This is a genomic window from Methylobacterium sp. ARG-1 (assembly GCF_001262595.1).
Lineage (GTDB): Bacteria > Pseudomonadota > Alphaproteobacteria > Rhizobiales > Beijerinckiaceae > Methylobacterium > Methylobacterium brachiatum.
This window is the reverse complement of sequence record NZ_LHCD01000008.1, coordinates 92,633-105,980: the sequence shown is the minus strand read 5'-3', so window position 1 is coordinate 105,980 and position 13,348 is coordinate 92,633. Positions and strand designations below refer to the sequence as shown.

The following is a 13,348-nucleotide window of genomic DNA, read 5'->3' as shown; positions in this document are numbered from 1 at the left end:
ATGGCTTAGGCGGCGCGAATGCTGCTGCCGAGGCGGTAGGTCCGGCCGGACGACGGTTCGGGCCGGGGCGACTCCGGCCGCGCCGCCATGGCCGCCGGCGAGGCCGAGGCCGCGCTGAGCGCCCGGATCGGGTCCGCGATACCCTCGATACCGGACCAGTCCTGATCGGGCGCACCCGCGACCCGCGGCGCCTGGACCGTGATCGCCTCCGATACCGCCGCGGCCTCCTCGGACAGTTCCCTCGCCCGGGCGGCAGCCACCGCGAAACCCCCACCTGCCTGGGCGGCCGCGAGGGTGGCTCTCAGCGCGACCACGCTCGCCTGCGCGGTCATCTCGGCGAGCGACTCGATCGTGTCAGCGGATGTCGGCTGGGCCGGCTGAACACTCAGTGTGACCAGCCCATCCTGAAAGATCCGTACCGCCTCCGCGACCGCGTCGGCCTCCCCATCCTGCCGGAATGCGATCACCGCCCCGGATTCGTCCAAGCGCAGGCCATGCAGGTCGATCAACCCAACGTCAGAGGCGGCGGCAGACCAGAACCGCGCAAGCACCCAACCGCCGATCATCGCCAGGGCCAGAGCGATCGGGCCGGCAAGGACGCTCGGCTCGAACGTGGCTGTTGCGGACGGTGATGGCCGCCCCCAGCCGGGCCCGGCGGCGAGCAGGGCGCCGAGCACAGCGAAGATCGCGACGAGAGACGCGCATCTGGAAAGGGTCAGCTTGGACATCGGTGGAATTATCCCCGCCTCGCCGCCACGATGCGTCAAAATGGCTAATCTGCCGTTAAATGATCTGACTTTCGGTCAAATTCAACCGATCATTATTCGCGATCGTCGATCAAATAAACAATAGTTCTGCGAGCCTGTATTAAATATCGGGCGAGTCACGATGACTGCACGACTATCCTGAACGCGGAGTTGGCGATTCAAGACTGGGGCGCGGATCCTTAATTACGGATCCGGCAAGGGTCGTTCCCCGCCCGGGGCCTGACCTCACCGGTTACCAGGGCGGCCGATGGAAAGCGTCGGGCCGCTGATCCTACCGCTCCGTGAGCTTCATCTCGATCCGGCGGTTCTTAACGTAGGCCTCCTCGGTCGTGCCGCCGTCGAGAGGCTGGAACTCGCCGAAGGCGCCGGCCAGGAGATGCTGGGGCGGGATGCCCTTGCCGGCGAGGTACTGCACCACCGCAATGGCCCGGGCCGCCGAGAGCGCCCAGTTCGAAGGGAATTGCGACGTGTTGATCGGCCGAGCATCGGTGTGGCCGTCGACCCGCAGGACCCAGGGCAGGTCCGCCGGGATTTGCCGGGCGAGGTCGGCGATGGCCCCGGCGATCCGGTCGAGTTCGGGGCCGGCCTCGGACTTGAGCGTCGCCGAGCCGCCGGGAAACAGCACCTCGGATTGCAGCACGAAGCGGTCGCCGACCACCCGGATGTCGGGGCGGTTGCCGAGGATCTGGCGCAGGCGCCCGAAGAAATCCGAGCGGTAACGGGCCAGTTCCTGGACCTTCTGGGCCAGGGCGACGTTCAGCCGGCTGCCGAGCTCGGCGATGCGCACCTGGGATTCCCGGTCCCGGGTCTCGGAGGCGGCAAGCGCATCCTCGAGGGCGGCGAGCTGCCGGCGCATGGCGCTGATCTGCTCGTTCAGCAGATCGACCTGAGACAGGGCCCGCTTGGTCGCGCCGCGCTCGGCCTCCAGTTGCTTGTCGAGGGCGCCCGCGGCCCCCTGGCTGATGGTCGCAGCCTCGGCCTGGGACTTCGCCTGGTCGCGCTCGGCCTCGACGCCGGCCAGGGTGGTGCGGAGGCTGCGGACCTCGTCTTCCTGGCTGCGGCGGTTCGAGCGCTCGAGGGCCAGGAGATCGGTGAGGTCGGCGATCTGGCGGTTGAGCTTGACCAAAGTCGCGTCCCGCCCGGTCAGCTCCTGCGACAGGAAGAACTGCCCGACCACGAAGACCGTGAGCAGGAAGACCACCGCCAGCAGCAGCGTCGCCAGGGCGTCGACATAGCCCGGCCAGACATTGACGGAGCGTCGGGAGCGGGCCGCGGTCGAGGCCACTACACCCGCTCCCGGCCCAGCCGGTCGAGCACCTGCTTCAGCTCGCGCTCACGGCTCGCCTGAGCCTCGACCCAGTCGCGAATCATCTGCTGTTCGGCCCGCATATGCTGGACGAGGCCCTGGATGCCCTCGGCGAGGTTGGTCATGGCAAGCGTCGCGGCCCGGCCGCCCCCGCCCTCCGAGACGATCGCGGTCAACCGCTCGATCGCCTCCTTGAGATCCTGGGTGCCGGCGGCCGGCCGGATCGCGGCGGCGCCATCTGTCTCGGCCGCCACCGCGCCCGACAGCAGCCAATCCTGCAATTCGTTGTGGAAACGGGCATGAGCTTGGCTGGCCTGCAGCTCCAGGAAGCCGGTGATCAGCGATGAGGCGAGGCCGAACAGCGAGGCCGAGAAAGCGAGGCCGATTCCCGAGAGCGGTACCGCTAAGCCCGATTTCAGCTCGTCGAACATCACCCCGGCATCGCCGCCGCCGCGCATGCCCTTGATCACCCCGCCCACCGCGGAGAGGGTGTCGATCAGGCCCCAGAACGTGCCGAGCAGGCCGAGCAAGATCAGGATGCCCGCGATGTAGCGCAGGATCTCGCGATCCTCGTCGAGGCGCGCCGCGATCGTGTCGAGATAGCCCGAGGTTCCCGGCAGGAGGGTCCCGGTCGTCCGGGCGGCGATCATCGGCACCATGGGCGCCAGGAGGGCCGGCGGCTTCTTGGCCTGGCCGCCGCTCGCCACCGCGTTGACGTAGCGGACCTCGCGGTACAGCCGAAAAACCTGCCCGAAGGCGATCAGCACCGCGATCAGAAGCACGCCGAGGATCAGCCCGTTCAGTCCCGGATTGGCCAGGAAGGCGGGCGTGATCTGCTTGAACAGGATGAAGGCGAGGAAGCCCACCAGGATCAGGAAGATCACCATCCGCCCGAGATAAATCCCGGGCCGTGCCAGCGGCTGTATTTTATTTTCGTTGTTGTCGCGGGCGGCCATCGGTCGCTCTAGCCTGATCTCACCATGAAGCCGCCGGCGGGCGGGATCCGTCGCGGCCACTGTGGGGGTAGCCCCGCACGCGATCAAGTCTCTCCACGGTCACGCTTGTGCGGCGATCGAGCCCCCGGAAGGGGTGATGGCTCCGATCGTCCGACCCGCGCCGGCTCACGCCCCGCGCAAGCCACCTATTCGGCGTACCACGCCACCGAGGCGCGGCGCCGAAGGGCCTCGGACTGCGCGAGCTAGCGGTGCTGGTACCAATCCCAGACCAGGAAGGCCGGGAACGGGAGCATGATGGCGAAGAAGATCCAGTCGAACATCTGCGGCATGGCGCGGTCCCTTTGCGAGGTCCCTGGGTTCGGGGGTCTTTGCAATCTACGGATGCGGACTGCCGAAGTTCCGGACCTGTGCCAGACGGGGACACGCGGCAACCTGCGCACGCTCCCCTCGATGCGCCTCTACTCCCAGAACCGGGGCCAGCTCTCTTCGAGATTCGGACCGAGGCGAACCGCCGCGACCCGGGTGGCGAGGCCGTCCGCCTGGGTTTCCACGGCGACGCCGCACAGCGTGGCCTCGCCCCCGGCCACCTCCCAGCGGGAGCCCGGCGTCTTCTGGATCATCCGGCGAATCGGCTCGTCCTTCTGCATGCCGATGACCGAATCGTAGTCGCCGCACATGCCGGCATCCGACATGTAGGCGGTGCCCCCGGGCAGGATCCGGTGGTCGGCCGTGGGCGTGTGGGTGTGGGTCCCGACCACGAGGCTCGCGCGGCCGTCGAGGTAATGACCGAAGGCCTGCTTCTCGCTGGTTGCTTCCGCGTGCACGTCGACCACCACCGCGTCGGCGGCGGCCCCGAGGGGACAGGCCGAGAGTTCGCGCTCCACCGCGGTGAACGGGTCGTCCATAGCGTCGAGGAAGACCCGCCCCATCACGTTGACCACGAGCACCCGGGCGCCGCCCTGCGTCTCCACCACGGTGGCGCCGCGGCCGGGCGTGCCGGGCGGGTAATTCGCCGGCCGTACCAGGCGCGGCTGGCGGGCGATGAAGACCAGCGCCTCGCGCTGGTCGAAACTGTGATTGCCGAGGGTCACAGCATCGGCACCGGCCTGGATCAGCTCGTCGCAGATCGTCTCCGAGATGCCGAAGCCGCCGGCTGAATTCTCGCCGTTCACGACGACGCAGTCGAGACGCCAGCGCTCGCGCAGCTTGGGCAGACGCTCGCAGACGACGCTACGGCCCGGGCGACCGATCACGTCGCCGAGAAAAAGCAGCCGCATGGATCAGGACTTCCTGTCGAACCGGATCACGCCCGCTTCGGTGATCACGAACTGGAGCGGTCGGTCATGCGGCTCGGCCGGCACGCGATCAACCCGTTGCACGGAGAATCCGACCCCGACGGTCAGGACGGGCCGGGTGCGGGACAAGCGCGTGATCGCGCCATCATAGTAGCCGCGGCCGTAGCCGATGCGCTGGCCGGTCCCGTCGAAGGCGGCGAGCGGCACGATCAGGGCGTCCGGCTCCACGGGCGGCAGGGACGGGTCGGGCTCGCTGAGGCCGAAGCGGCCGGCGACCAACGCATCCCCGGCCCGCCATTCGCGGAAGATCAGGCCTTCGGGGGTGACGTGCGGCAGCGCGACCCTCTGGCCCCGGGCGAGCAGGCCCTCGGCGGCCGGGCGCGGATCGACTTCGCTGCGGATCGGCCAGAAGGCGCCGACCAGCCGCGCCTCGGCCAGCTCCGGCAGCACGAGGAGCGCCTGCACGATCCGGGCGGACCCGGCATGCCGGGCGGCGGGGTCCAGCGCGTCCCGGGCGGCAAGGGCCGCGCCGCGCAGATGGGCTTTGAGCGCCGCATCCGTCTTGGCGGGATCGGCTTCAGGAGAAGGAGAGTGCGGAGCCACGTGAGCCGTTGGAGGATCGATCCCGGGAAACCTACAGAGTAGGTGGGCGCCGTGTTGGCCAAGTCCAGGGACGAGGCCAGGGACAGCTCCCGAGGGAGTCGATAAGGCCCCGGGGAAAGTGCTCCTGACGAACTCTGCAGCCCCGCCTTCGCAATGTAGCGATCTCGTGGGGTTCCTGCCAGGGCCTGGCAGACCGAAATATCGAGGCCGGGACCGGCCCGGTGGCCTGCATCCGACGGACGCCGTCAGCGCGTCCGGTCGGCCGCCCCGGCGACGACGGCGCGGGTGCCGGCCAGGATCTCGGCCCGCACGGTTTCCGTCGGAGCGGCGTCCCACAGCCGGATCAGCTCGATCAGACCGGCATGCGCCACCGAGGTCGGCTCGGAGAAGAACGCTTCCACCGGAATGCCCGCGACCGCGGCGATCCGCACGAGCCGGGCATTCAGGGCGCTGCGCCCGTGCGTGTCGGGCTGGATCGTCGCGCTCACACTCATGAAATCGCCACTCCGATCGGTCGGGAGCCCTCAATAGCAGAGACGCTCAAGCCAAAATACAATCTATGCAATTAGTTCTGGCGAATTGAATCAGGTATAAGTTGCGTTATCCACCAAAACGGGTAGCCGTCGAGGGCCGGATACCGATTTGGCGGCTAAAGCTGCCCTCGCCTCAGGCTGTACCTTAGCAGCCGGCGCGGAGTCGGCGTCCGCCCGCACGGTCAGACGCGGCCGGGCAACCGGATCCGCGGGGCCCGCGCCGAGCCGTCGATGCACTCGATGCCGCCGCCCGTGTTCACGGTATGGAGCCGAGACCCGGGCCAGGTCGGGCCGGGCTCGATGCGACCGATGAGGGTCTGCGAAAAACCCTCCGGGTCGAGGCGGTCGATCCGCGCCAGCCCGAGGGCGCGGCCATAGCCCGTCGCGCAATTCTGGACCGGACGAATCAGGTGTCCGCCGCGCTCGACGATGCGCCCTGCGGGCCGCGCGGTGGCGGGATCGATCAGCACTGGATTGGCTGGATGCGGCGTATAGGGGCCCCGGAAATCGGGGGCCGACCAGAGGCAGAGCGCGTCGTGGTAGGATCCGGACCCGGCGGGCGCCTCAGGGACGGCATCGCGCAGGGTGGCGAAGATCCACCAGCGGCCGCCCTGTTCGAGGAGCGTCGCGTCGCTGGCGACCACGCCCGAGAGCAGCGTCGCCTCCTTCACCCAGCCGCCGGGGTAGCGGGTGGCGCGGTAGAGATCGACCGTGCCGGAGGCGGAGCTTTCCGGCACCATCCAGGCCTCGCCGTCGCGCTCGAACACGAACGGGTAGGACAGGTGATGGGGCTCCTCCAGCACCGGGACGGGCGTGCCCTCGGGGCCGTCCGGGCCGAAGCGGACCGCAGAGATGATCGCCTTGCCGGTGGCGTGCGGGAATTCCTCGACGAAGACGTGCGTGCTTCCGCCGAAGGCCAGCGGGAACGGGTCGGCGTAGAAGCGGTGGCCGTCATCCGGCAGGTCGGTCCAGCCGGCCTCGGGATGGCGCCCGAGGTCGATCAGGTCCGGCCCGTCGAGGCGCCGCCAGCCGCAGCGCCAGTGCGGGGCACGGTAGCAGAGATGGTACAGGCGGTGGACGGCAGCGCCCGCGATCATCCGCACGGCCCGGGTCCCGAGCTCGCCGCCCGACAAGGTCCGCGCCGGCTCGGAGGGCGGCAGGGGCGCGACCGAGGGCGGTTCGCTGCGCCCGGCGGCGCGGCGTCCGAGGGCGGCCGCGATCAGCGTCACCGTCCGGGCGAGCGCGTCGTCGACGCCGGCGAGCAGGATGCCCGGCCGGTCGGTGCCGAGCCGGCCCTCGGCCACGATGGTCCCCGCCGCGACGAGGGTCAGCCGGGGGACCGCCCCGGCGAGCAGGCTCGCCAGCAGGGCGCCGTCGCCGCGCCGTCCGTCATAGGCGAGCTGCCAGGTTGCCGGGCCGGTCGGGAGATCGCCGCACAGGTCGAGGATCACGTCCGGCTTCGCGTCGGTCCGCCGCCACGGGTCGAGGGCGGTCGGCGGCAGGCGCTCGGAGCCGAGGCGCGGCAGGCGGTGGATCAGCGCCTCGAGCCGGAACAGCAGCTCGATCGTGTCGGGCCACCCGTCCGGCACGACGGCTGCGTCGACGCTCACGGTCCGGATGCCGGGCGTGCCGGCGAGCCGCTGCAGCAGGGCGATCTGCCAGCGGCGCGGCTCGGCCCCGTCGAGACGAACTCTCACATGCATGATGAGCGCCTTCGCCCCGTCGATGATCCGCCGGATAACGGCCGCAGATCCGATCTAATTCCCAAACGGTAACGGGAACGATAACCCTATAGGCAGCGGACTTTGGTTGACGGCGTTTACCAGACGCCGAGTAATTGGTGGTTGCGCCGACGACCCTCGGCAGTCTTGAGGGATTGTCAGCAGTCTGCGCGACTCTTGCAGTAGGAGATGGGGCCCGCGAGGGACCGACCGAGTTCGAGACGATGGTGACCGATCGTGGCACAGATCGACCGTAACATTGCCGTCGCGACCTGGCTCGCACCGGTCCATCCGGCACAACCGGAGCGGACGGGTCCGACCCGGCCCGACACCACCGCCGAGTTCGGCGACCTGTGGCGGATCCTGTGGCGGCGCAAGCGCACCGTGCTGGGCACCGCCCTGGTGCTCGGCCTGCTGGTCCTGGCCTATGCGCTGATCACCCCGTCCCTCTACACGGCGACCGCGCAGATCCTGATCGACCCGCGCGACCGGCAGGTGGTGCTCAACGACGTCAATCCCGCCGCCCTCTCGCCGGATGGCGGCATCGCCCAGGTCGAGAGCCAGGTGAAGGTGATCGAGTCGGACGCGGTGCTGGGCCGGGCGGTGGCGCAAGCGGGGCTCGAGGGCGAGCCGGGATTCGGGGTCGCGCAGGCGGGGCTGATCTCGCGCACCGTCGCCTCGCTGCGGGAGATGGCGCTGGGCCCGAAGGCGGAGCGCCCGGTGGATGCCCGCGGCCGGGCCCTCGACCAGTTGCGGCGCAAGCTCGCGGTGAAGCGCGCCGACAAGGTGTTCGTGATCGACGTCGTCGTCACCACGACGGATCCGGACCTCTCGGCCCGGATCGTCAACGCCATCGCCAACGCGTACCTCTCCGACCAGACCGAGGCCCGTTCCGACGCCGCCAAGCGCGCCGCGGGCGACCTGCGCGGCCGCCTCGACGAGTTGCGCAACACCGTCAACGCCGCCGACAAGAAGCTTGAGGATTACAAGGCCAAGAACGGCCTGATCGCGTCGAGCGGCCGGCTGGTGAACGAGCAGCAGCTCACCGATTCGAACGCCCGCCTGGTCGCCGCCCGGGCCCGCACCGCCGAAGCGAAAGCGCGCCTGCAGGGGATCAAGGACGCACGCGGCCAGGCGATAGGCTCCGGCGCGATGCCGGAGGCCATCCAGTCCTCGGCGGTGGACCGGCTGCGCGGCCAGTATGCCGAGCTCGCCGCCAAGGAAGCGGACCTGCGCACCAATCTCGGCGAGCGCCATCCCTACATCGCCGCCGTGCGCACGCAGATGCAAGACGTCCGCCGTCTGATCGATGCCGAGCTGAACCGCATCGCCGGCGCGGCCGAGACCGAGTACCAGCGCGCCCAGGCCAACGAGCGCTCGCTCGCCGCCGATCTGGAAAAGCTGCAGCGGCAATCTGCGGTGACCTCGCAATCCTCCGTCCAGCTGCGCGAGCTGGAGCGGGAGGTCGAGGCGGCCCGCACCGTCTACAACACGTTCCTGGTCCGTACCCGCGAGATCAAGGAGCAATCCGGCATCGACAGCTCGAACGCCCGGATCATCACCTCGGCCCGTCCGCCGCAGGATGCGAGCTGGCCGCCGCGCCTGATCCTGGTCGCCGCCGCCCTCGCCGGCGGCCTCGGCCTCGGCGCCGGCATCGCGCTCACCCGGGAATATCTGGAGCCGACGGTGCTGTCGCCGCGCCAGCTCGAGCGGCTGTCGAACGCCCCCGTCGTCGCGGTGATCCCGGGCGTGCAGCCGGGTGGGGCCAGCACCGCGGCCGCGAGCTTCACCCTCGACCACCTTGCCACCGCGGAGGGAACACGCGGCCGGTCGCTGGCGCTGCTGGTGACCTCCGGCGAGGCCGAGGCGGCGGAGCGTCGGGCCGTGATCGCGCTGCTGGCCTCGGTGGCGGTGGCGCGCGGTGACCGGGTTCTTCTGGTCGATGCGGATCTGCGCGCCGACGGCGGCGGCTCGGCCGGCCTGCTCGACGTGTTGCGCGGCGAGCAGAGCCTCAACGCGGTGACGCAGATCGATCCGAAGACCGGCGCGCGGCGGATCGGGCTCGGCGACACGCAGAAGCCGATCCGCGACGCGCTGGTGCCGACCAATATCGAGCGCTTCCTGGCCGGCGTGAAAGGCCGGTTCGAGCTGGTCCTCATTGATGGCGGCGTCCTGTCGGAGAACCTGCGGCTCGGCCCGATCGCTGCGGCGGCGGACCGGCTGCTGCTGGTCGTCTGCAACGGCGCCACCCGCCAGCGCGACCTGATCGATCTCGTGGACACCTCCGAGGTCCTGGGCCGGCCGGTCTCAGGTTCCCTGCTGCTCAACCGGCGCAGCGCGTGAGCACGGCGCGGCCCGCTGGCTTCGCGCACCGACTGGCCGCGCGGTCGCGGCCCGGCGCTGGCTTGGCCCGCGCGGAATCGCTGGCCTTCGTGCTGCTGACCCTCGTGCTGGTCGGCGTGTCGGGCGGCCTGCTCTGGGCGCTCGGTCTCAATTACGACGGGATCAGCGGCTCGGCACCGTCAAAAATCCATCCGGCGACCTACATGGCGGTCGCGCTCGTCGGCTGGACAATGCTGCGCGCCGGCAACCCGGTAATCCCGGTGGCGCAGGCGCTCAATCGCCGCCCGGCCTGCGTGCTGCTCGCGACCTGCGGCGTGCTGCTCTTGGTGCTGATCGCCGCCCGCGGCGGCACGGGACTGGCCGGTTCGATCGATACCTTCGTGCTGGCCGGCCTGATCCCGATCCTGCTGATGGATCGCGATGCCGCGACCCTCAGGCGGATCGAGACCGTCTTCCACCTGATGATGCTCGCCAACGCGATGCTCGGCCTGTTCGAGTTCGCCAGCGGTCAGCGCTTTTTCCCGTTCCGGTTCGACGGCATGGCGTTCGAGACCGATACGCGCTCGGCCGCGCTTCAGGGCCATCCGCTGGTCAATGCGACGCTCACCGCCTGCTACATTTTGGCGCTCGCCAAGGGCGGCGGCCGGCTGAGCCCGGCGCTCCGGGCGGGAATGATCGCCGTGCAGCTCGTCGCCCTGGTGACCTTCGGCGGCCGCTCGGCCACCGTGACCACCCTGGCGCTCGGCGGCCTCGTCGGGCTCCTTGCCCTCAACCGGACCCTGCGGAGCAACCGGATTCCCCTGATCGGGGCGGCCTGCGCCTGCTTCGTGCTGACGGCGCTGCCGGTGATGGTCGCCGTCCTGGCCGCGGTTGGCTTCTTCGACACGCTGCTGAGCCGGTTCGTCTCCGACGGCGGCAGCGCCCAGGCCCGGGTCGACATGCTGGCGATCTTCGACGCGATCCCGTTCCGGCAATTGCTGCTGGCCCCAGACCTCCTGCAGGTGAGCACCCTGCGGCGGATCTACGGCCTGGAATGGGGTATCGAGAACTCGATCGTCTCCGACGTGCTCTACCACGGTATTCTGGTGACGACGCTGCTGGTGGTGGCGGTAGGCCTCTATCTCGGCGAGATCGCCCGCCAGTGCCGCCGCGGGGTTTGGCTGCCGATCCTCGCCTTCGTGATCCTGATCAACACCTTCGAGGGTCTGGCCGGGAAGACCACGATGCTCGCGAAGTTCGCGATGATGCTGATCGTGCTGTTTCCGCCGGGTATGGCACGAGAGCGAGGCTGACGCGTCCGCGGGCCCTCCCCCGGGTTCGCCTCGGGCGAATCTGCCTAACGGCCCCGGCCGAGACCGAGCGCGGCCACCAATGCCGGGTCGATGGCGTGGCCATCGTCCATCAGGCCGAGCCCGTCGAACAGGTTCCAGAACGACCAGGCGAAGCCCGCCCGTTCGGCCACGCGCCGCACGTCGCCGAGATAGGCCGCGCGGTCCGCGGGCCTGGATGCCGTGTACCGGGAATCGGTGCGCAGCGCTCCGAACTCCCCCATCAGCACATGCCGGGCCGGGATCCCGTAGAGGTCGGCCCAGGTCGAGACCGGAGCCATCGCCTGCGCCAGATAGGCCGGGCCAGGCTCGGCCGCGCCGTATTCGCGCAGCTTCGCCTCGATCACCGCGAAATCCCGGTCCTTCTCGGCCTGCGGGACGGCACGGTCCGCCGCCATGCGGGCTTGGATTGCCGCGAGGGTCTCGGGCAATCGTGCCGCCGCGCCCGGCCAGGGCACCGCCTTCAGCCAACGGTAGAACGGCTCCTCGGTGAGCCAGGTCGCCCCCTGGTGGGAGAACAGGTACGGCTCGTAGAAGTGGAAGGTGTAGAGCAGCGGCGCGAACCGGGTAAGGGTCGCCGGGTCGAGGGTCGTGAGCCCGGAGACGAGGCTTCCGCAGGCCCCGGTCGCGACCAGGGTCAGGTCCGGCGCGGCATTGCGGGCAGCGGTGAGCAGCCCGGTTTGGACCCGATTCCAGGCGCCAGCCCCGCAGGCCTGCGGCGGCTCGTTGACCGGCTCCAGCGCCACCCGGTCGGGACCCTTCCGGGCGCAGAGCCGGGCCAGTTCGGCGATCAGGCCGCGATAGGCGGGGTAGAGCGGCGCTTGCTCGGAGCCGTAGAAGGCGCCGGGCGTGTAATGGTGGGTGGCGGCGTTCGCCTGGACGTTGAGCAGGACACGCATCCCGGTTGCCAGCACCGCGTCGATCGCATCCGACAGGGTGCCGAGAAGCTCGGCCCGTCGCGCGCCGGTGAGCGCCACGAACGGCCCCGGATCGAGCGGAAGCCGGGCGAAGTCGAAGCCGAGTTCCGCCAGCCGGCGCAGGTCGTCCCGGCTCGGCACGGGACGGTCAGCTTGGAACGGCGGCCAGGCATAATCGGTCCGCGGCGCCGGAAACTCGGTGGTGAGCGAGAACCACGGCCACAGGGCGATGCCGCGGCGGAGCCGAAGCGGCTCCGGGGCGGCCACGACCGGGAGCGCGCCCGTACCGGCGACGGCGAGCCCACCGGCCAGCACGGACCGCCGGCTCGCCCTCATCCCTCCGTCCCGGCCGTGGCGCGTTGCGGGCTTGCATGGACCCTGACACGGGATTCCGGAGCCGGCAGCCGCGGGTAGCCGCCGACCCGGCGCAGCTCGTCCTCATAGGCGGCCAGGACGTCGTCCCAGCGAAACCGTTCGGCCTGGGCACGCGCCGCGGCCCGGGCGGCCGCGACCGCCCCATCGTCGGTGAGGACCCGCTCGATGGCGGCGGCGCAGCTGTCGCCGTCGGTGAAGTAGAACTGGCCGTCGCCCGCCGTGCCGCGATTGAACAGGTTGTCGTGCGCGATCACCGCGTTGCCGGCCCATAGCGCTTCCACCAGCGACGGGTTGGTGCCGCCGACCGTGTGGCCGTGGAGATAGGCGCGCGCGTGGACGCGCAGGCTCTGGACCATCTCCGGCTCGTAGATCGCCCCCGGCATCAGCACCTCGAGCCCGGCGGCGTCCTCGACGGCGCGGTGATAGGCGTTGCCGACCTTCAGGGTGCCGAGCACCACCAGCCGCATACCCCTGGGCTTGCGTGAGAACGCCTCGACCAGGGTCAGGATGTTGTTGTCGGGTTCGATGCGGGCGATCGACATCAGGTAGCGCCCCGGCTCGAGCCCTAGGGGCGGAGGCCGCAGATCCGCCGGCGGCGGATCGCCCCCGTAGGGAATCGTCGCGATGGCGCGTCGCGGGCGGCGGCGGGCCAAATGGTCGGCGATGGCCGGATGGTCGGCGACGAGCCGCTGCGACGACCAGGCCGCGATCCACTCGCTCCCGTAGAAGAACACCCGCACTGGCAGCGGCCATTTCGGCCGGCGCCACTCGATTCCATCCATGTTGGTCAGGATCCGGCCGCCGCGCGCCCGCAGGTAGGGCAGGAACGCCGCGCCGTTATAGCCGAGGACGAGGCAGACGCCGCCCCGCCTCGCCGCGTCCTTCACGCAGAACGCATCGAAGGCCAGCGTCGCGGCCGGGCCGCGCTGGGCCACCTCCACGGTGATCAGCGTGATGCCGTTCCAGGTCCGGGTCGAGACCCGGTCCCGGACCCGCTCGACCTCCGCCTGACAATAGACGCCGACCCGCCAGCCGCGACTGGCGAGATGCAGCGCGAGCCGTTCCGCGAAAGTCTCGAAGCCGCCATGGGCGGCCGGAATCCCGCGCGTCCCAAGAATAAGTAGTGTGGGCGCATCGACGGGCACGGCTCTTCCTTTCCTGTTATCGGCTCATATTGTACAGCGACAGGAATAACGGTCGCCTA

General features: G+C 70.2%; 12 protein-coding genes and 1 other RNA gene. 2 read left to right on the top strand and 11 right to left on the bottom strand.

The annotated features are described in order from the left end of the window. Positions 1-5 precede the first annotated feature (5 nt). From AKJ13_RS10640 to AKJ13_RS10610, 9 genes are all read right to left on the bottom strand, one after another. Positions 6-728: a hypothetical protein gene (locus AKJ13_RS10640; protein ID WP_050733319.1), complete on the bottom strand. Its 723-nt coding sequence runs from the start codon at positions 726-728 to the stop codon at positions 6-8. A gap of 310 nt (positions 729-1,038) precedes the next feature. After that, positions 1,039-2,052: a peptidoglycan -binding protein gene (locus tag AKJ13_RS10635; RefSeq protein WP_050733318.1), complete on the bottom strand. Its 1,014-nt coding sequence runs from the start codon at positions 2,050-2,052 to the stop codon at positions 1,039-1,041. Further along, complete coding sequence (locus tag AKJ13_RS10630; protein WP_050733317.1) at positions 2,052-3,029, bottom strand: MotA/TolQ/ExbB proton channel family protein; 978 nt, start codon at positions 3,027-3,029, stop codon at positions 2,052-2,054. The genes AKJ13_RS10635 and AKJ13_RS10630 overlap by 1 nt, the downstream gene beginning before the upstream one ends. Before the next feature lie 242 nt (positions 3,030-3,271). Next, a complete protein-coding gene (locus AKJ13_RS33075) occupies positions 3,272-3,403 on the bottom strand; it encodes a hypothetical protein (protein WP_280137109.1) in 132 nt (43 codons plus the stop codon). Between the two features lie 84 nt (positions 3,404-3,487). Next, positions 3,488-4,306: a TIGR00282 family metallophosphoesterase gene (locus AKJ13_RS10625; protein WP_007565887.1), complete on the bottom strand. Its 819-nt coding sequence runs from the start codon at positions 4,304-4,306 to the stop codon at positions 3,488-3,490. A 3-nt stretch (positions 4,307-4,309) separates the two neighbouring features. Further along, on the bottom strand, positions 4,310-4,927 hold the full coding sequence (locus AKJ13_RS10620; RefSeq protein ID WP_050733316.1) for a 5-formyltetrahydrofolate cyclo-ligase: 618 nt from the start codon (positions 4,925-4,927) through the stop codon (positions 4,310-4,312). After that, a non-coding RNA gene (gene ssrS / locus AKJ13_RS29990) (6S RNA) lies at positions 4,917-5,073 on the bottom strand. Before ssrS ends, AKJ13_RS10620 begins: the two co-directional genes overlap by 11 nt. A 99-nt stretch (positions 5,074-5,172) precedes the next feature. Then, the gene (locus AKJ13_RS10615; RefSeq protein WP_050733315.1) at positions 5,173-5,421 is read right to left on the bottom strand and encodes a hypothetical protein; all 249 of its coding nucleotides are present in this window, start codon (positions 5,419-5,421) and stop codon (positions 5,173-5,175) included. 221 nt (positions 5,422-5,642) lie between these two features. Next, positions 5,643-7,163, bottom strand: coding sequence for a hypothetical protein (locus tag AKJ13_RS10610; protein WP_050733314.1), 1,521 nt, complete (start codon positions 7,161-7,163; stop codon positions 5,643-5,645). Positions 7,164-7,418: 255 nt separating this feature from the next. Between AKJ13_RS10610 and AKJ13_RS10605 the strand changes: the two genes are divergently transcribed. Next, on the top strand, positions 7,419-9,524 hold the full coding sequence (locus tag AKJ13_RS10605) for an exopolysaccharide transport family protein (RefSeq protein ID WP_050733313.1): 2,106 nt from the start codon (positions 7,419-7,421) through the stop codon (positions 9,522-9,524). 62 nt (positions 9,525-9,586) lie between these two features. Next, positions 9,587-10,816 carry a VpsF family polysaccharide biosynthesis protein gene (locus tag AKJ13_RS10600; protein ID WP_244471581.1) on the top strand — a complete coding sequence of 410 codons (1,230 nt, stop codon included), beginning with the start codon at positions 9,587-9,589 and terminating at the stop codon, positions 10,814-10,816. A gap of 44 nt (positions 10,817-10,860) precedes the next feature. Here AKJ13_RS10600 and AKJ13_RS10595 read toward each other — a convergent pair whose 3' ends face one another. Together AKJ13_RS10595 and AKJ13_RS10590 are read right to left on the bottom strand one after the other, a co-directional pair. Beyond that, on the bottom strand, positions 10,861-12,105 hold the full coding sequence (locus AKJ13_RS10595) for a cellulase family glycosylhydrolase (protein ID WP_050733311.1): 1,245 nt from the start codon (positions 12,103-12,105) through the stop codon (positions 10,861-10,863). Beyond that, positions 12,102-13,289: a DUF1972 domain-containing protein gene (locus AKJ13_RS10590; protein ID WP_050733310.1), complete on the bottom strand. Its 1,188-nt coding sequence runs from the start codon at positions 13,287-13,289 to the stop codon at positions 12,102-12,104. The genes AKJ13_RS10595 and AKJ13_RS10590 overlap by 4 nt, the downstream gene beginning before the upstream one ends. Positions 13,290-13,348 lie beyond the last annotated feature (59 nt).

What these genes read in the sequence shown, in the direction of transcription:
- AKJ13_RS10610 (WP_050733314.1), bottom strand. Translation starts at nt 7,163, where the DNA reads ATGCATGTGAGAGTTCGTCTCGACGGGGCCGAGCCGCGCCGCTGGCAG.
- AKJ13_RS10595 (WP_050733311.1), bottom strand. Translation starts at nt 12,105, where the DNA reads ATGAGGGCGAGCCGGCGGTCCGTGCTGGCCGGTGGGCTCGCCGTCGCC.
- AKJ13_RS10640 (WP_050733319.1), bottom strand. Translation starts at nt 728, where the DNA reads ATGTCCAAGCTGACCCTTTCCAGATGCGCGTCTCTCGTCGCGATCTTC.
- AKJ13_RS10630 (WP_050733317.1), bottom strand. Translation starts at nt 3,029, where the DNA reads ATGGCCGCCCGCGACAACAACGAAAATAAAATACAGCCGCTGGCACGG.
- AKJ13_RS10625 (WP_007565887.1), bottom strand. Translation starts at nt 4,306, where the DNA reads ATGCGGCTGCTTTTTCTCGGCGACGTGATCGGTCGCCCGGGCCGTAGC.
- AKJ13_RS10615 (WP_050733315.1), bottom strand. Translation starts at nt 5,421, where the DNA reads ATGAGTGTGAGCGCGACGATCCAGCCCGACACGCACGGGCGCAGCGCC.